The following is a 17,942-nucleotide window of genomic DNA, read 5'->3' as shown; positions in this document are numbered from 1 at the left end:
GGAGATCCCCGCTTCAGCGGGAATAGATGTTCATGGCGGGGAAGAAGAAGGCCACTTCCCCCTTGGCCGTCTCGGGCGCGTCGGAACCGTGCACGGCGTTGGCATCGATGCTGTCGGCGAAGTCGGCACGGATGGTGCCCTTCTCCGCCTTCTTGGGATCGGTCGCGCCCATCAGCTCGCGGTTCTTCAGGATGGCGTTCTCGCCTTCCAGCACCTGGATCATCACTGGGCCGGAGATCATGAACTCGACCAGGTCCTTGAAGAAAGGACGCGCCTTGTGCACGGCGTAGAACTGCTCGGCCTCCCCGCGCGACAGGTGGGCCATCTTGGCGGCGGCGACCTTCAGGCCGGCGGCCTCGAAGCGCGCGTAGATCTGGCCGATCACGTTCTTGGCCACGGCGTCGGGCTTGATGATGGAGAGGGTGCGTTCGATAGCCATGTGGTTCTTCCTGGGCTTGAGTTATGAGAATTGCTGCCCCGGCCGTTAGGCCTGGCCGGCGTGCAAAAGTTCGGCAAAGCCCGGGATTTTAACCGCCGGGCCGTGGTGGGCGCTGCCTCAGCGGCCGCCGCGATTGCGCCGCTGGCCGCCGTTGCCGCCGCCGCTGCGGCGCTGCCCGGGCCCGGCCTGCTGGCGCTGGCGGGTGAAGCTGTCGGCGCCGATGTAGCCGAACGAAGTTTTCATCGGATCCGGCTGGGCCGCCCCGCCGCCGTCGCCCTGCCGGTCGCCGCGCTCCTTGCGCCGCTGCTGCTGGCCGCCGCCGGCCTTCTTGTTGCCAGGCGGGCCGCCACGGCCGCCTTCGGGCCCGCCGCGCGGCCCGTTGCCGGTATTGCCACGGCGGCGGTTGCGCCCGCCCCGGCCCTCGCCCGTGTCGGCGCCGCCGCGGACGGTGTCGGCCCCCGCCACCTGGGCCAGCGCGCGGATGTCGCGTTCGTCCAGTTCCAGCCAGGCGCCGCGCTTGAGTCCGCGCGGCAGCACCATGGCGCCGTAACGGATGCGGATCAGGCGGCTGACCGCGTGGCCGACGGCTTCGAACAGGCGGCGCACCTCGCGGTTGCGGCCCTCGGAAATGGTGACCCGGTACCAGGCGTTGGCGCCCTCGCCGCCGCCGTCCTCGATGGAGCCGAACTGGGCCCGGCCGTCGTCCAGCTCGACGCCGTCGAGCAGGCGCTGCTTCTCGTCCTTGCTCAGCGCTCCCAGCACCCGCACCGCGTACTCGCGCTCCAGGCCGAAGCGCGGGTGCATCAGCTTGTTGGCCAGTTCGCCCGAGCTGGTGAACAGCAGCAGGCCTTCGGTGTTGAGGTCCAGCCGGCCTACCGACTGCCACTTGCCCTGCTGCAGCTTGGGCAGCCGGCGGAACACGGTCGGGCGGTTCTGCGGGTCGTCGTGCGTGACCACCTCGCCCACCGGCTTGTGGTAGGCGATCACGCGGGCCGGCGGCGGCGCGATGCGGAAGCGGATCGGCTTGCCGTTGACCTTGATCTGGTCGCCGAACTGGATGCGCTGGCCGATGTGGGCGGGCTCGTTGTTGACCGAGATGCGCCCTTCCATGATGAGCTGCTCCATCTCCAGCCGCGATCCCAGGCCGGCCTGGGCCAGTACCTTGTGCAGCTTGGGGGTCTCGGCCTGCGGCGCCAGCACGCGCTTGGGCGGTCCTACCTCGGGGCTGTCCTCGTCGGCATCGAACTGGCCCGACACCACGTCCTCGAAGCGGATGGCAGGCAGCACCGCCGGCGCGGGGCTGCGCGGACGGACGGACGGCTCGTCCTCGTCCTCATCGGCTTCGGAACCATCGTCCTCGTCTTCGCCGCCATCCTGGGCCTGGGCCTCCTCCACCGGCGCAGCCGCCGCCGGACGCATCAACGGCGCGGCGTCATGCGGGGCATCGGGCCCAGGTTCCTGGGACTCGGATTCGCCGGCGTCGCGTGGAGCGCCCTCGGGCATAGCGTCGTTCATGTGGGTTCGGAGCTCAGGTCGGCAGCGGCAGCGCCTTCGGAGGGAGAGCCGACAGGCGCATCGGATGCCATAGCGGCATCGGCTGCGTCAGGCGTGTCAGCGGCCATGCCCAGTTCGGGCTGCCCGGGTGCATCGCCGGCCAGCTCGGCCAGCAGGCCGGCCTGCTGGGCCGGGGTGTCCAGCAGCGGCAACTGGTCCAGCGACTCCAGGCCCAGGTCGTCCAGGAACTGGCGGGTGGTGGCGAACAGGGCCGGCCGGCCCGGCGCCTCGCGGTGCCCGATCACCTCGACCCAGCCGCGGTCCTCGAGCTGCTTGAGGATCATGGTGTTGATGGTGACGCCGCGGATGTCTTCCATGTCGCCGCGGGTGACCGGCTGGCGGTAGGCGATGATGGCCAGCGTTTCCAGCGTGGCCCGGCTGTACTTGGGCGGTTTCTCGGGATGCAGCCGGTCCAGGTATTCGCGCATCTGCGGACGGCTCTGGAAGCGCCAGCCGCTGGCCACGCCCACCAGTTCCACGCCGCGCTGCGCCCAGTCGTCCTGCAGGTCCAGCAGCAGCGACTTGAGGGTGTCGGCCCCGAGCTCGTCGTTGAACAGCACGCGCATGTCGCGCACCGTGAGAGGCTGCTGCGCGCAGATCAGGGCGGTTTCGAGGACGCGCTTGGCATCCGCCGTATTCATGTGTCGTGTCGAAGGGTTCGGACCGCCGGGGCGGTGCGCCAGTGGTTCAGGCCGGTAGGCGTCGGGTTGCCGCGGGCATGGCTGGCATGCAGCGCCGCGTACCTAGCCGGGGAGATGGCTGGTGGGCCGGTCGCCGCGATTGTAACGCAGGCCCCAGGCCGCCAAGGCGTCCTGCAGGTCCCGCGGCAGCGGCGACTGGAACTCCAGCGCCTGGCCCGTGACCGGGTGCCTGAACGCCAGTCGGAACGCATGCAGCGCCTGGCGGCGCAGGCCCGCGGCCGGCGCACCGCCGTACAGTTCGTCGGCCACCAGCGGATGCCCCAGGTGGGCCATGTGCACCCGGATCTGGTGCGTGCGGCCGGTGCGCAGCGTGGCCTGAACCCAGCAGCCCTCGGACGCATCCTGCAGCAGCTCGATGCGGGTCGAGGCCGGCTTGCCGCCCTGCCTGTCCAGGTCGACCACCGCCATGCGCAGACGGTTGGTCGGATCGCGGCCGATGGCCGCGTCCACCTCGCGCACGGGAGCGCCGGCCCAGGGTCGATGGGCCAGGGCGAGGTACTGGCGCGAGACCTCGCGTGCCGCAATCAGCCGCACCAGCGCGTCCATGGTCTGGCGCTCGCGGGCCACCACCATCAGGCCGCTGGTGTCCTTGTCCAGCCGGTGCACGATGCCTGCGCGCGGCAGCGCCAGGGCCTTGGCGTCGCGCGCCAGCAGGCCGTTGAGCAGGGTACCGCTCCAGTGCCCCGGGGCCGGATGCACCACCAGGCCGGCCGGCTTGTCCAGCACCAGCAGGTGCGGGTCTTCGAACACGACGTCCAGGGCCATGGGCTCGGGCCGGAACGCTTGGCTCTGGGGCGTGGGCCGCAGCTCGATCTGGCCCGTGTCGCCGGCGCGGACGCGGTGCGCGGGACGCGATGCCACCGCACCGTTGAGCCGCACCGCGCCGGCATCCACCAGCTGCTGCAGGTAGCTGCGCGAGAACTCGGGCACCAGCTCGGCCAACGCCCGGTCCAGCCGCTCACCATGCAAGGCCGCGGCGATGGTGAAGGCGCGCAGCTCGGCCTCGCCGGTAACCTCGGCCGCACCCTCGTCGGGCAGGCGTTCCGCCGCCTCGGGCCCCTGCCCGGCCGATATAAACTTGGAACCCTGTATCAAGGAAGTCGCGTCATGTTGCGAGCGAAATTATCGGCGGTGGCCCGCGTGATGCCGATCCTGGGCCTGGCCGTGCTGGCCGGCTGCTCGTCCACGCCGGACGACCCAACCGCCAACTGGAGCCCCAACCGCATCTACAGCGAGGCGCGCGACGAGGTCAGCGCCGGTTCCTACGACAAGGCCATCCCGCTGTTCGAGCGGCTCGAGGGCCGCGCCGCTGGCACGCCGCTGGCGCAGCAGGCCCAGCTGGAAAAGGCCCATGCCCACCACAAGGCGGGCGAGCAGGCCCAGGCCCTGGCGACGCTGGACCGCTTCATGAAACTGCACCCGGCCAGCCCCGCCATCGACTACGCCCTCTACCTCAAGGGCCTGGTCAACTTCAACGACAACCTGGGCCTGTTCTCCTTCATCTCGCGGCAGGACCTGTCCGAGCGCGACCAGAAGGCGGCCAAGGAGTCGTTCGAGGCGTTCAAGGAGCTGGCCACGCGCTTCCCGGACTCGCGCTACACGCCCGATGCCCGCGCGCGCATGACCTACATCGTCAACTCCCTCGCCCAGTACGAGGTGCATGTGGCGCGCTACTACTACCGGCGGGGGGCCTACGTGGCGGCGATCAACCGTACGCAGTCCGCGCTGGCCGAGTACCAGGACGTGCCGGCGCTGGAAGAGGCCCTGGCCATCCTGCAGCGCTCGTACCGGGCCCTGGGCATGACCCAGCTGGCCGCCGACACGCGGCGCGTGCTGGAGAAGACCTATCCGGGCAGCGCCTACCTGCGCGGCGAGGAGGTCAGCCGAGCAGGCCAGGGTCCGTGGTGGAAGCTCTGGTGAGCCCGGCCAGCTCGTCCAGCGCCTCCTCGAACCCCTCGGCCGACGTGAGCCGGCGCATCGGCGGCAGGGCCTGCAGCAGCCGGCGCCCGTAGCCCATGCTGGCCAGCCGGCTGTCGCACACCACCAGCACGCCGCGGTCGGTCTCCTGGCGGATCAGGCGGCCGGCGCCCTGCTTGAGCGCCACGGCGGCCTCGGGCACGTAGTAGTCGTTGAAGGGGCTGCGCCCCTGCGCCTGCAGCCGCTGCGCCCGCGCCTCCACCAGCGGGTCGCCGGGTGGCGGGAACGGCAGCTTGTCGATCACCACCAGCTGCAGGGCATCGCCCGGGATGTCGACGCCCTCCCAGAACGAGGCCGAAGCCACCAGCACGCAGCCGGGGCCGCCACCCTGCGCGCCTTCGCGGAAGCGCTCGATCAGCCGGCGCTTGGGCCATTGGCCCTGCACCAGCACCTCGACTTCGCCGCTCTCACCGAAGCGCTGCTGCAGCGCCTCGCCGATGGCGCGCAAGGCGCGCAGCGTGGTGGTCAGCACCATGGTGCGGCCGCCCAGCCGGCTCGCCCCCTCGGCCGCGATCGCCGCCACGGCGGCGCTGTGCGCCGGCTCGCCCGGCCTGGGCAGGCCTTGCGGCACGTACAACGCGGCCTGACGGGCGTAATCGAAAGGGCTGCCGACCCTCAGGATCTCGGCCGCGCCCAGCCCGCAGGGTTCGGTGAACCAGGACAGGCGCTCGTCGTCGCCCAGCGTGGCCGAGGTGAAGATCCAGGCCCGGTGGCTGGCCTCGCCCTCCCCGTCCTGCTTGAGCAGGCGGGTGTGCACCGCCTGGGCGATGTCCAGCGGCGACTCCACCAGCCGCAGCTGCTGCCCCACGTCGATCCAGCGCACGGAACCGGGCTCGCAGGGCTGGACGAAGCGTGCGGCGCGCTGGGCCAGGGCTTCGGCACGCTCGTGCAGGCGCACGAAATCGGGCGCGATCTCGCTGACCGTCGCCAGGCCGTCCTGGGCCTGGCCGCAGGCGGCCTGCAAGGCCTCGAGCGACTGCGGCCAGGCGTCGGGGCTGACCGCCTCCGGTCCGGCCGCAGTCCAGCGCAGGCGCGTCGCCATGCCGCGGCCCACGACCAGCCGCAGGTCGCGCGCCGCCCGCTCCAGGATGGCCGCCAGCTGCTGCCAGTCCACCAGGCCCCGCGCCAGCTGCAAGCCAGCCGCCAGCAGGTCGCGCGCCAGGTCCAGCACCTGGCCGGTGGTGAGCTGGGCTCCCAGGAACTGCACGCCGGTCTCGTTGAGCTGATGCGCCTCGTCGAAGATGCCCACCCGGACGGTCGGCAACAGCTCGGCCATGCCGGACTCGCGCACCGCCAGGTCGGCGAAGAACAGGTGGTGGTTCACCACCACGATGTCGGCGCCCAAGGCCTCCCGCCGCGCGGTGTTGACGTGGCAGGCGCGAAAGCGCGGGCACTGGGCGCCCAGGCAGTTGTCGCGGGTGGAGGTCACCAGCGGGATGATGGGCGAGCGCTCGTCCAGCCCGGGCAGTTCCGCCAGGTCGCCGGTGCGGGTGACCTGGGACCATTCCTCGACCTTGGCCAGGGCCCGCACCGAGGTGCGGTCCGGCAGCGTGAGGTCGCGGCGGGCGAGCTCCATGCGGTGCAGGCACAGGTAGCTGGCGCGGCCCTTGAGCAACGCGGTCTTCACCGGCAGGCCCAGGGCCTGGGCCAGACGCGGCAGGTCGCGTCCGTACAGCTGGTCCTGCAGCGTCTTGGTGGCGGTGGACAGCAGCACCCGCTCGCCCGACAGCAGCGCGGGCACCAGGTAGGAGAAGGTCTTGCCGACGCCGGTGCCGGCCTCCACCACCAGTGCGCCGCCCTGCTCGATGGTGCGGGCTACCGCCAGCGCCATCTCGGTCTGGCCCTCCCGCGGACGGAAGTGCTCGGCCGCGCGCGACAATGCCGCGCCGGGAGCGAAAGCTTCACGAGTGAGGTCGGGCAAGCGCACGGATCAATCGCCGCCGGGCCGTCCCAAGACGATTGCGGCCCCCTCGGGGGGCAGCGACCCACACGCAGTGGGGAAGCGTGGGGGCCTCATCGCTCACGCCGGTTCTTTGGGGTCGAGCACCCGCTCCAGGCGGGCGATCTGGTCGCGCAGCGCGAGGCGGCGCTTCTTGAGCCGGCGCATCATCAGCTCGTCGGCGGGCACCTGGCGCGCCGCGCCGTCGATCAGCGCGTCGAGATCGGCATGCTCCATGCGCAGCTCGATGAGCCGTCGTTCGGGCGAATGCAGGTTGGTGTCCAAGGCGCGCGCAGCAGCAGGCGGGCAGCACCGCCGTTCGCTTGATAATACCTGCCCGACAGCACAATGGCGCCCCGGCCACCCGGCGTGGCGCATTGCCCAATCGCATGGCCAAAGGTTATCGACTCACCGCTTCGACCGGCATCCACAAGGGCGACCGCGAGTACCAGCAGGATCAGATCAGCCTGATCAGCCACCCGCGCGCGGCCGGTTGCCTGCTGGCGGTGGTGGCCGACGGCATGGGCGGGCGCAGCGGCGGACGCAAGGCCTCCGACCAGGTCATGCTCACCGCCAGGCAGCTGTTCGAGCGCTACTCGCCCGACCACGACGACGCTGCCGACATGCTCAAGCAGGTGGTGCAGGAAGCCCATCTGGTGATCAAGCTCACCGCCATCTCCTCGGAGCAGGAACCGCACAGCACGGTGGCGGCGTTCGTCATCAACCCGGCCGGCGACTGCCACTGGGTGCACGCCGGCGACTCGCGCATCTACCACTTTCACGGCAGCCAGCTGGTCAAGCGCACCCTGGACCACTCCTATGTGCAGACGCTGGTGAACCGGGGCGAGATCACCGAGGAAGAGGCCAACGTGCACCCGCAGTCCAACATCCTGATGGGCTGCCTGGGCGCCGACGAGGACCCGCCGGCCGATCTGCACTTCATCCCGCAGCTCAAGCCCGGCGACGTGCTGATGGCCTGCAGCGACGGCGTCTGGCACTACTTCAGCCCGAACGAGCTGGGATCGGTGCTGGCCTCGCTGTCGCCGCGCGAGGCCACCGAGTTCCTGATCGACAAGGCGCGTTCGCGCGCGCGCGGCGGCGGCGACAACCTGTCGCTGGTGGTGGTCAAGCTCGAACCGCTGGCCTCGTAGGCCAGGCCGGCCCGCCCGGCTCAGGGCGGCACGGGCAGCGGCTGCGCGCGCTTGGCGCGCTGCGCCGCCCTTTCCTGCACCCGCTCCTTGCGCTGGAGCGCCTCGCGCACGCGTTCCTCGTGGGCGCGCCGGTTGCCCGCCTCGTCCACGGCCGGACGCTCCGACGGCAATCGTTCGGCCCGCCGCGGCGTGCTGTCCGCGCGCGGGGCGCCTTGCGTCCCCTTGCGCGTGCCGTCCTGATCGCGGCTTTCCTGCTGCATCGCCGCGCCGGCGCGGCGCTGCGCCAGTTCCCGGTCGCGCTCGTCCGCCCGCTCGCGCAGCTCCTCCCTCCGCTCGGCGCCGCGGCGCCGGCGCTGTTCCTCGGCCAGCGAATTCTCCTGCCGGCGCAGGTCGGCCGCCGCGGCACGCTGCCGCGCGCGGGCCTCGGCGATGCAGTCGTTCACCGCGAAGCGCGCGTAACAGGCCTTTTCCTCGGCCGCGAACCGGGCCTCGGCCTGGCGCCGCTCGGCCGAGATGCGGGCGAGTTCGGCGTCCAGGGCGTCAGGTGCCTGGGTCTGAGTCTGGGCCTGCGCCGCCCCGCTGCCCAGCGCCAGCAGCAAGGGCCACGTCCAACGGGTGTTCATGTCAGGCGAGTGTCGACCATGCGGTGCTCCTGCGCAAGGAACTCGGCCGACTGCATCTCGTTGAGGCGCGAGACGGTGCGCGGGAACTCATGGGCCAGCGGTCCTTCGGTGTACAGGCCCTCCGGCGGCACCTCTGCCGACATGATGAATTTCACCCGCCGGTCGTACAGCACGTCGACCAGCCAGGTGAAGCGCCGCGCTTCCGAGGCCATGCGCACCGGCATGTGCGGCACCCCCGACAGCAGCACCGTGTGGAACTGGGTGGCGATCTCCAGGTAGTCGTTCTGCGAGCGCGGCCCGCCGCACAGGGTCCTGAAGTCGAACCAGACCACGCCGCCGGCCTTGCGCCGCGCCCGGATCTCGCGCTGCTCGATGTGCAGCACCGGGTCCTCGTCGTGCGTCTCGGCCAGCTCGGTGAAGGCGCGGTCCATCTCGGCGTCGGCCTGCGGGCCCAGCGGCGTGTGGTAGAGCCTGACGTGCTCCAGCGTGCGGCGCCGGTAGTCCGTGCCGTTGTCCACGTTCACCACGTCCATCTTCTCCTTGAGCAGCTCGATGGCCGGCAGGATGCGGTCACGGTGCAGCCCGTTGGGATACAGATCGTCGGGCCTGAAGTTGGAGGTCGTGACGAAGCCCACGCCGTTGTCGAACAGCGCCTGCAGCAGCCGGTGCAGGATCATCGCGTCCGTGATGTCGGCGACGTGGAACTCGTCGAAGCAGATCAGCCGGTAGCGCCGCGCAATGCGCTCACCCAGCCGGTCCAGCGGGTTGACGGTGCCCTGGAGCTCGGCCAGCTCGCGGTGCACCTCGCGCATGAACTCGTGGAAATGCAGCCGCGTCTTGCGCGCGAGCGGCACCGCGTTGAAGAAGCAGTCCATCAGGAAGCTCTTGCCGCGCCCCACGCCGCCCCAGAGGTAGGCGCCGCGCGGGATGGCGGGCCGGTTTATCAGCTTCTTGATGACGTTGGAGCGCTGCTCCTTGAACTGCGCCCACTCCAAAGCGCAACGGTCCAGCGCCTCGACGGCACGCAGCTGCGCGGGGTCGCTGGCGTAACCCCGCGCCTTCAGCTCTGCGTCATAGGCCTCGCGGACCGAGGTCACGTTCAGAAATTGAGCGTGCGCTTGTCCACCGCCAGCGCCGCCTCCTTGGTCGCTTCCGACAGCGACGGGTGCGCGTGGCAGATGCGGGCGATGTCCTCGCTGGACGCCTTGAATTCCATCGCGACCACGGCCTCGGAGATCAGCTCGCTGGCCATGGGGCCGACCATGTGCACGCCCAGGATCTCGTCGGTCGCCTCGTCGGCCAGGAACTTGACCATGCCGGAGGTGTCGCCCAGCGCCCGCGCGCGCCCGTTGGCCATGAACGGGAACGTGCCGGCGCGGTACTTGCGGCCCGCGGCCTTTAGCTGCTGCTCGGTCTGGCCCACCCAGGCGATCTCCGGGCTGGTGTAGATGACCCAGGGAATGGTGTTGAAGTTGACGTGGCCGTGCTGGCCGGCGATGCGCTCGGCCACGGCCACGCCTTCCTCCTCGGCCTTGTGCGCCAGCATGGGGCCGCGCACCACGTCGCCGATGGCCCAGACGCCGGGCAGGTTGGTGCGGCACTCGTCGTCCACGACGATGGCGCCGCGCTCGTCCAGCTTCAGTCCCACCGCCTCGGGGTTGAGGCCGATGGTGTTGGGCACGCGGCCGATGGAGACGATGAGCTTGTCGACCTGCAGGTTCAGGGCCTCGCCCTTGGCGCCGGTGTAGGCGATGGACACGCCCTGGGCACCGTTGTTCTTCACCTCGCCGACCTTGACGCCCAGCTCGATCTTCAGACCCTGCTTGGTGAACAGCTTGTGCGCTTCCTTGGCAATCTGCTCGTCCACCGCGCCCAGGAAGGTGGGCAGGCCTTCCAGGATGGTCACGTCGGCGCCCAGGCGGCGCCACACCGAACCCATCTCCAGGCCGATCACGCCCGAGCCGATCACGCCCAGCGTCCTGGGCACCTGGGGGATGCGCAGCGCCCCGTCGTTGGACAGGATGTTGGCTTCGTCGAAAGGCGCGCCCGGCAGCGCGCGGGCATTGGAACCGGTGGCGACGATCACCTGCCTGGCCGACAGCGTTTCCTCGGCGGCACCCGCGACCTTGATCTCGTAGCCTTCGGCGCCGGCCTTGACGAACGACCCACGGCCGTGGAAGAAGCTGACCTTGTTCTTCTTGAACAGGTACAGGATGCCGTCGTTGTTCTGCTTCACGACGGTGTCCTTGCGGCCCAGCATCCTGGCCACGTCGATGGACAGGCCGCCGATCTGGATGCCGTGGTCGCCGAAGTGCTTGCCGGCCTCCTCGAAGTTCTCCGAGGACTGCAGCAGCGCCTTGGACGGGATGCAGCCCACGTTGGTGCAGGTGCCCCCCGGGGCCGGTCCGCCCTTGGGGCCCTTCCACTCGTCGACGCAGGCCGTGTTGAATCCCAGCTGCGCCGCGCGGATGGCGGCGATGTAGCCGCCCGGCCCGCCGCCAATGACGATGACGTCAAAGTTCTTCGCCATGGCCGCTCCTTAGATGTCGAAGAGGAGACGGGCCGGGTCTTCCAGCGCTTCCTTCATCGCCACCAGGCCCAGTACGGCCTCGCGGCCGTCGATGATGCGGTGGTCGTAGCTCATGGCCAGGTAGTTGATCGGGCGGATGACGATCTGGCCGTTCTCCACCACCGGGCGCTCTTTGGTCGCGTGCACGCCCAGGATGGCCGATTGCGGCGGGTTGATGATGGGGGTGGACAGCATGGAGCCGAACACGCCGCCGTTGGAGATGGAGAAGGTGCCGCCGGTCATCTCCTCGATGCCCAGCTTGCCGTCCTTGGCCTTCTGCCCGAACTCGGCGATCTTCTTCTCGATGTCGGCGAACGACATCTGGTCGGCATTGCGCAGGATGGGCACCACCAGGCCGCGCGGCGAGCCGACGGCGATGCCGATGTCGAAGTAGCCGTGGTAGACGATGTCGTTGCCGTCCACGCTGGCGTTGATCACCGGGTACTTCTTGAGCGCGTGCACCGCGGCCTTCACGAAGAAGCTCATGAAGCCGATCTTGACGCCGTGCTCCTTCTCGAACTTCTCCTGGAAACGCTTGCGCATCTCCATCACCGGCGCCATGTTGACCTCGTTGAAGGTGGTCAGGATGGCATTGGTGGACTGCGACTGCAGCAGGCGCTCGGCGACGCGGGCGCGCAGCCGGCTCATGGGCACCCGCTGCTCGGGACGCTCGCCCAGGTCGGGCGCCGCGACGGGTGCCGCCACCTGCGGCAGCGACGGCGCCGCCGGCCGCGCCGGTTGCGCCGGCACGACCGCCAGTTTGGGAGTGCCGCCGGCCACCGCGCCCAGCACGTCACCCTTGGTCACGCGGCCATCGCGGCCGCTGCCGGCCACCGAGCCGGCGGGCAGGTTGTTGTCGGCCATCAGCTTGGCCGCCGCGGGCATGGCCACGCCGGCCTTGGCGCCCGCCACGGCCGCTGGCTGGGAGGCCACAGCGCTGGGGGTTGCGGCGTCGGGCTTGCCCGCGGCCGCAGCGGCCGGCGCGGCCGCGGGTGCGGTGGCACCGGCCCTGCCCTCGCTGTCGATCCTGGCGATGACCTGGTCGGCCGTCACGGTCCCGCCATTGGCCACGGCCACCTCGGCCAGCACGCCGGCGCTGGGGGCCGGCACCTCGAGCACCACCTTGTCGGTCTCGATCTCGATCAGGATCTCGTCCTGGGCCACGGCCTCGCCGGGCTTCTTCTTCCACTGCAGCAGGGTTGCTTCCGCCACCGACTCCGACAGCTGCGGCACTTTCACGTCAACGATAGCCATTCTTATTCCTAAAAATTCTTGTTCAAGGACAAGGCCGGGCGGAGCCCGGCTTGTCGAATCCGTCGTTATTTCGTCAGCACGAAGCCCTTGAGCTTGGAGAAGGCGGCGTCGACCAGCGCCTTCTGCTGCTCCTGGTGCAGGTGCGAGTAGCCCACCGCCGGCGAGGCCGAGGCCGCGCGGCCGGCATAACCCAGCTTCTGGCCCTCGAGCATGTTCTCGTGGATGTAGTGCTGCACGAAGAACCAGGCACCCTGGTTCTGCGGCTCGTCCTGGCACCACACGATGTCGGTGGCGTTGGGGTACTTCCTCAGTTCCGAGGCGAAGACCTTGTGCGGGAACGGGTAGAGCTGCTCCACGCGCAGGATGGCGGTGTCGTCGGCGCCCTTCTCCTCGCGCTTCTTGGCCAGGTCGTAGTACACCTTGCCCGAGCACACGATGACGCGCTTGACCTTGTCGGCCTTGAGCTCCTGGTTCTCGGGGATCACGGTCTGGAAGCCGCCCTTGGTGAATTCGGACAGCGGCGAGGTCGCGTCCTTGTTCCGCAGCAGCGACTTGGGCGTCATGATCACCAGCGGCTTGCGCAGCGGGCGGATCATCTGGCGGCGCAGCACGTGGAAGATCTGGCTGGCCGTGGTGGGCTGGACCACCTGCATGTTGGTGTCGGCCGACAGCTGCATGAAGCGCTCCAGGCGGGCCGAGCTGTGCTCGGGGCCCTGGCCCTCGTAGCCGTGCGGCAGCATCAGCGTGATGCCGTTGACGCGGCCCCACTTCACCTCGCCGGAGGCGATGAACTGGTCGATCACCACCTGCGCGCCGTTGGCGAAATCGCCGAACTGGGCCTCCCAGATCACCAGCGTATTGGGATCATTGGACGCGTAGCCGTACTCGAAGCCCAGCACGGCCTCCTCCGACAGGATGGAGTCGATGCAGACGAAGGGCGCCTGGCTGTCGGCCACGTTCTGCAGCGGGATGTAGGTGCCGACGTCCCAGCGCTCGCGGTTCTGGTCGTGCAGCACGGCGTGCCGGTGGGTGAAGGTCCCCCGGCCCACGTCCTCGCCCGACAGCCGCACCGGGTAGCCGCTGGCCACCAGCGAGGCGTACGCCATGTGCTCGCCCATGCCCCAGTCGACGTTGACGTCGCCGCGGCCCATGGCGGCGCGGTCTTCCAGCACCTTCTTGACCAGCGGGTGCACGGTGAAATTCTCCGGCACGGTGGTGATGCGCTCGGCCAGCCGCTTCCATTCCGCCGTGGGGATGGCGGTCTCGGCGGCGTCGGTCCACTTCTTGCCAAGATAGGGGCTCCAGTCGACCGCATACTTGCTCTTGAAGTTGGTCAGCACCGGATCCACCGTGTGCCGTCCGGCGTCCATGGCGGCGCGGTAGGCCTTGACCATGTCGTCGCCCAGCGAGTCGCCCAGCCCCTGGGTCGCCAGCTTGTCCGCGTACAGCTTGCGCGTGCCCGGGTGGGCCGCGATCTTCTTGTACATCAGCGGCTGGGTCAGGGAGGGCGTGTCCTGCTCGTTGTGGCCCAGTTTGCGGAAGCAGACGATGTCGACCACCACGTCCTTGGCGAACTCCTGGCGGTACTCCAGCGCCAGCTGGGTGGCCAGCACCACCGCCTCGGGGTCGTCGCCGTTCACGTGCAGCACCGGCGCCTCGATCATCTTGACCACGTCGGTGCAGTACAGCGTCGAGCGGCTGTCGCGCGGGTCCGAGGTGGTGAAGCCGATCTGGTTGTTGATGACGAGGTGCACCGTGCCGCCGGTGAAGTAACCCCGGGTCTCGGCCAGCGCCAGCGTCTCCATCACCACGCCCTGGCCGGCCACGGCGGCGTCGCCGTGCACCTGCACCGGCAGCACCTGGCGGCCCTTGGGGTCGCCGCGGCGGTCCATGCGGGCGCGCACCGAGCCCTCCACCACCGGGTTGACGATCTCCAGGTGCGAGGGGTTGAAGGCCAGCGACAGGTGCACCGGGCCGCCGGGGGTGGTGACGTCGGACGAGAAGCCCTGGTGGTACTTCACGTCGCCGGCCGGCAGGTCCTCCTTGGCCGTGTGCTCGAACTCGGCGAACAGGTCGCGCGGCATCTTGCCCAGGGTGTTGACCAGCACGTTCAGGCGGCCGCGGTGGGCCATGCCGATCACGATCTCCTGCACGCCCTTGGCGCCGGCCTGCTGGATCAGCTCGTCCATGGCGGCGATGAAGCTCTCGCCGCCTTCCAGCGAGAAGCGCTTCTGGCCCACGTACTTGGTGTGCAGGAAGCGCTCCAGGCCCTCGGCCGCCGTCAGGCGGTCCAGGAGGTGCTTTTTCCTGTCGGCGTTGAACTGCGGCTTGCTGCGGATGGACTCGAGCTTCTGCTGCCACCAGCGCTTGCGGCCCTGGTCGGTGATGTACATGTACTCGGCGCCGATGGTGCCGCAGTAGGTTTCGCGCAGTGCGTTGATCAGCTCGCGCAGCGACATGGTGTCGCGGCCGAAGAAGGTGTTGCTGGTGTTGAACACCGTCTCCTGGTCGGCATCGGTGAAGCCGTAGAACGCGGGGTCGAGCTCGGGGATCTTCTCGCGCTCGGTGCGCTTGAGCGGGTCCAGGTCGGCCCATCGGGCACCGACGTTGCGGTAGGCGGCGATCAGCTGCTGCACCGCGGTGCGCTTGCGGCCCATCTCGGAATCGGCGCCGGAGGCCACCACCACCTTGGTGCCGCCCTGCTTGGCGCGCTCGGCGAAGGCGTTGACGACCGGCAGGTGGGGCACGTCCTTGGCATTGCTGCCGTCGACGGCCGGCACGTGCTGCAGCGCGTCGAAGTACTCGCGCCAGTTGTCCGGCACGCTGCCGGGATTGGTCAGGTAGTTCTCGTACATCTCCTCCACGTAGGGCGCGTTGCCGCCGAAGAGGTACGAATTGGCCTGATAGGCCGTGTAGACGGAGTTCGTCTCGCTCATTTCGCTACTTTCCGCCCCCCTGCAGGGAGCATGAGCTGGTTGAAGAAACCTTCCGCGACACGGCTGGACCGGATGGCGGATGCGACTGTGGCTGGAAGGGCCTTGGTTGCGCAAGCGATTGTGCCACTTCCGTGGCACGCTCGCCTGCGCAACACGGCCCGCGGCGGCTTCAGGAACCCCCTCACCCCCGCCCTCTCCCCCGAGGGGGAGAGGGAGTCCTTATTGGCTGGCGACGTCCTTGATCTGCTGCAGCGCCGTCGGATCCTCGATGGTGGTCAGGTCGCCCGGGTCGCGGCCTTCGCAGACCGCCTGGATGGCCCGGCGCAGCAGCTTGCCGCTGCGGGTCTTGGGCAGCAGGGTGACGAAACGCACCCGCGCCGGCCGGGCGACGGAGCCGAGCTGCTCGTCCACCCGCTTCATGATCTCGCCCTCGAGCCTGAGCCGTGCGGCAGGGTCGTCCAGCGCCGCGGCGTCCCTGGCCACCACGAAAGCCATCGCGACCTGGCCCTTGAGCGCGTCGGCCACGCCCACCACGGCGACCTCGGCCACGTTGGGGTGGCTGGCGATGCTCTCCTCGATCTCCCGCGTGCCCAGGCGGTGACCTGCGACGTTGATCACGTCGTCGGTGCGGCCCAGGATGTAGTAGTAGCCGCCCTCGTCGCGGATGCCCCAGTCGAAGGTGCTGTAGACCATGCGGCCGGGCACGCTCTTCCAGTAGGTGTTGACGAAGCGCTCGTCGTCGCCCCAGACGGTCTGCATGAAGCCCGGCGGCGTGGGCCCCTCGATCACCACCACGCCCTTCTCGTTCGGCCCGGTCAGCTCCTGGCCGGTGGACTCGTGCAGGATCTTGACCTTGTAGCCGTACATGGGGATGCCCGGGCTGCCGAACTTGGTGGCCTTGGGTTCGACCCCGCCGGCGATGGTCAGGATGGGCCAGCCGCTCTCGGTCTGCCAGTAGTTGTCGATGACGGGCACGCCCAAGGCTTCGGTAATCCAGCGGCCGGTCGGCTCGTCCAGCGGCTCGCCGGCCAGGAACAGCGCCCGCAGGCTGGACAGGTCGTGCTTCTTCAGATAGGCCGGGTCCTGCTTCTTGAGCACGCGCACCGCCGTGGGCGCGCTGAACATGGCGGTGACCCGGTACTTCTCGACCAGGCTCCACCAGATGCCGGCATCGGGCCGGACCGGCAGGCCCTCGTACAGGAGGGTCGCCATGCCGGCGATCAGCGGGCCATAGACGATGTAGCTGTGGCCCACCACCCAGCCGATGTCGCTGGTGGAGAAATAGGTTTCCCCGGCGCGGGCCTGGAAGATGTGCTTCATGCTCGCGGCCAGGGACACGGCGTAGCCGCCCACGTCACGCTGCACGCCCTTGGGCCGGCCGGTGGTGCCGCTGGTGTAGATGGTGTAGCTGATGTCGGTGGCCTGCAGCCACTCGCAGGGCACTTCGGCCTGCGCATGTTCCTCGGCCAGGGCCCGCCAGGCATGGTCGCGTCCCGCCACCATGTCCATGGCGGCCAGGCCTCGGTCGGCCAGCAGCACGGCCGAAGGCTTGTGGCGCGACAGGCGGATCGCCTCGTCCAGCAGCGGCTTGTAGGGCACCACCTTGCCGCCGCGCGAGCCGGCATCGGCGCTGACGACGGCCTTGGGCGTGGCGTCCTCGATGCGCGAGGCCAGCGAAACGGAAGCGAAGCCGCCGAACACCACCGAGTGGATGGCGCCGATGCGGGCGCAGGCCAGCATGGCGAACACCGCCTCCGGGATCATGGGCATGTAGATCAGCACCCGGTCGCCCTTGGCCACCTCCAGCGCCTTCAGCATGGCGGCGGTGCGCTGCACTTCCCGGTGCAGCTGCGCGAAGGTGTAGACCGTCTCGCTACCGGTTTCGGTGGAGACGTGGATGAGCGCGGGTTGGCCGCCACGCTCCTTGAGGTGCCGGTCCACCGCGTTGTGGCACAGGTTGGTGGTGCCACCCATGAACCAGCGGGTGAAAGGGGGCCGGCTGTCGTCGCAGATGCGCTCGGGCGGGTACTGCCAGTCGATCAGGCGGGCCTGCTCGGCCCAGAAAGCCTCCGGCTGCTCGATGGAGCGGCGGTAGAACTCTGCATAGCTCATCGTTGTCTCCGGCTTGTCGTGCTTTTCTACTTGATCAGGGCCAGCATGTCCTTGAACCGGGGATGCTCGGCCGTGCGCAGCCACTCGAAGGCCACCATTTCCGTGGTCACCAGCTCGCAGCCGGCGCCGGCCAGGCGGTCGAAGGCCGCGTCGCGGCTGCGCTCGGTGCGCGAGCTGCAGGCATCAGTGACCACCCAGACCTCGAACTCCTCGTCCAGCAGATCCAGCGCGGTCTGCAGCAGGCAGACATGGGCCTCGCAGCCGGCGATGACCACCGTGCCGCGCTGCGGCGCGGGTTCCGCGGGTTTCTGCAGGTGGCGCGGCAGGCTGCGTGCATTGCCACCGCCGGGCTTGGCCGGCGGCCGCAGCAGCGGCACCAGGCCGTCCGCGCAGGCGCTGAAATGCATCTTGGCCAGGGTCTTGCGGCACAACGCCCGCAGCTCGGCGGGGTTCTCGCCCAGCCGTGAGGGATTCTGCTCGGTGCCGAACGCCGGCACGCCGAACAGCCGCGCCAGCTGAGCCAGCCGCAAGGCATTGGCCAGCACGGCCGGCCCCTCGTGGATGACCGGCATCAGCCGCGCCTGGTAGTCCACCAGCACCAGTTGCGAGTCGTCGGCGTCGAGCAGCATGGGTATTCGGGTTGTGGAGCTTGCAGCCCATTATTCCAGCGTGCTGGAATGACCCGCA

14 protein-coding genes and 1 pseudogene are annotated in these 17,942 nt (G+C 69.7%); 2 read left to right on the top strand and 13 right to left on the bottom strand.

Annotation, left to right across the window (positions count from 1 at the left end; all coding sequences use genetic code 11):
* Positions 1-13: 13 nt before the first annotated feature.
* The 4 genes from ndk to RTA_RS09680 all read right to left on the bottom strand — a co-directional run bounded on the left by ndk (position 14) and on the right by RTA_RS09680 (position 3,789).
* Positions 14-439 carry a nucleoside-diphosphate kinase gene (gene ndk, locus RTA_RS09695; protein WP_013901213.1) on the bottom strand — a complete coding sequence of 142 codons (426 nt, stop codon included), beginning with the start codon at positions 437-439 and terminating at the stop codon, positions 14-16.
* Between the two features lie 117 nt (positions 440-556).
* A complete protein-coding gene (locus RTA_RS09690) occupies positions 557-1,954 on the bottom strand; it encodes a pseudouridine synthase (protein WP_013901212.1) in 1,398 nt (465 codons plus the stop codon).
* Positions 1,951-2,634 (bottom strand): SMC-Scp complex subunit ScpB, encoded by a 684-nt coding sequence (gene scpB / locus RTA_RS09685; protein ID WP_013901211.1) that lies wholly within the window; start codon positions 2,632-2,634, stop codon positions 1,951-1,953. Before scpB ends, RTA_RS09690 begins: the two co-directional genes overlap by 4 nt.
* Positions 2,635-2,736: 102 nt before the next feature.
* Complete coding sequence (locus tag RTA_RS09680; RefSeq protein ID WP_013901210.1) at positions 2,737-3,789, bottom strand: RluA family pseudouridine synthase; 1,053 nt, start codon at positions 3,787-3,789, stop codon at positions 2,737-2,739.
* Positions 3,790-3,801: 12 nt separating this feature from the next.
* On the opposite strand from RTA_RS09680, the gene RTA_RS09675 reads away from it, so the two are divergent.
* Entirely contained in the window at positions 3,802-4,614 is an 813-nt protein-coding gene (locus RTA_RS09675; RefSeq protein ID WP_041675278.1) for an outer membrane protein assembly factor BamD, read from the top strand.
* On the opposite strand, the gene yoaA is transcribed toward RTA_RS09675, so the two are convergent.
* Positions 4,574-6,598 carry a DNA repair helicase YoaA gene (yoaA, locus tag RTA_RS09670; RefSeq protein ID WP_041675276.1) on the bottom strand — a complete coding sequence of 675 codons (2,025 nt, stop codon included), beginning with the start codon at positions 6,596-6,598 and terminating at the stop codon, positions 4,574-4,576. The genes RTA_RS09675 and yoaA overlap by 41 nt on opposite strands.
* A gap of 93 nt (positions 6,599-6,691) precedes the next feature.
* On the bottom strand, positions 6,692-6,895 hold the full coding sequence (locus tag RTA_RS09665) for a YdcH family protein (RefSeq protein ID WP_013901208.1): 204 nt from the start codon (positions 6,893-6,895) through the stop codon (positions 6,692-6,694).
* A 104-nt stretch (positions 6,896-6,999) separates the two neighbouring features.
* Here RTA_RS09665 and RTA_RS09660 point away from each other — a divergent pair, with 104 nt between their 5' ends.
* Complete coding sequence (locus RTA_RS09660; RefSeq protein WP_041675274.1) at positions 7,000-7,761, top strand: PP2C family protein-serine/threonine phosphatase; 762 nt, start codon at positions 7,000-7,002, stop codon at positions 7,759-7,761.
* A gap of 20 nt (positions 7,762-7,781) precedes the next feature.
* Here the strand turns inward: RTA_RS09660 and RTA_RS09655 are convergent, their stop codons facing one another.
* The 7 genes and pseudogenes from RTA_RS09655 to RTA_RS09625 all read right to left on the bottom strand — a co-directional run bounded on the left by RTA_RS09655 (position 7,782) and on the right by RTA_RS09625 (position 17,884).
* Positions 7,782-8,384: a hypothetical protein gene (locus tag RTA_RS09655; RefSeq protein ID WP_143762943.1), complete on the bottom strand. Its 603-nt coding sequence runs from the start codon at positions 8,382-8,384 to the stop codon at positions 7,782-7,784.
* Positions 8,381-9,481: a cell division protein ZapE gene (zapE, locus tag RTA_RS09650; RefSeq protein WP_041675272.1), complete on the bottom strand. Its 1,101-nt coding sequence runs from the start codon at positions 9,479-9,481 to the stop codon at positions 8,381-8,383. Before zapE ends, RTA_RS09655 begins: the two co-directional genes overlap by 4 nt.
* Positions 9,482-9,483: 2 nt before the next feature.
* Entirely contained in the window at positions 9,484-10,914 is a 1,431-nt protein-coding gene (lpdA, locus tag RTA_RS09645; RefSeq protein WP_013901204.1) for a dihydrolipoyl dehydrogenase, read from the bottom strand.
* Between the two features lie 9 nt (positions 10,915-10,923).
* Positions 10,924-12,207, bottom strand: coding sequence for a 2-oxoglutarate dehydrogenase complex dihydrolipoyllysine-residue succinyltransferase (gene odhB, locus RTA_RS09640; protein WP_013901203.1), 1,284 nt, complete (start codon positions 12,205-12,207; stop codon positions 10,924-10,926).
* Between the two features lie 65 nt (positions 12,208-12,272).
* A complete protein-coding gene (locus RTA_RS09635; RefSeq protein ID WP_013901202.1) occupies positions 12,273-15,143 on the bottom strand; it encodes a 2-oxoglutarate dehydrogenase E1 component in 2,871 nt (956 codons plus the stop codon).
* A gap of 219 nt (positions 15,144-15,362) precedes the next feature.
* A pseudogene (locus RTA_RS09630) lies at positions 15,363-17,276 on the bottom strand (propionate--CoA ligase); the annotation flags it as partial.
* A gap of 5 nt (positions 17,277-17,281) precedes the next feature.
* Positions 17,282-17,884 (bottom strand): isochorismatase family protein, encoded by a 603-nt coding sequence (locus RTA_RS09625; protein ID WP_013901200.1) that lies wholly within the window; start codon positions 17,882-17,884, stop codon positions 17,282-17,284.
* Positions 17,885-17,942: the final 58 nt, after the last annotated feature.

This window comes from Ramlibacter tataouinensis TTB310 (assembly GCF_000215705.1).
Classification (GTDB): Bacteria; Pseudomonadota; Gammaproteobacteria; order Burkholderiales; family Burkholderiaceae_C; genus Ramlibacter; species Ramlibacter tataouinensis.
The sequence above is the reverse complement of the archived record's forward strand: the minus strand, read 5'-3'. Positions and strand labels throughout refer to the sequence as shown.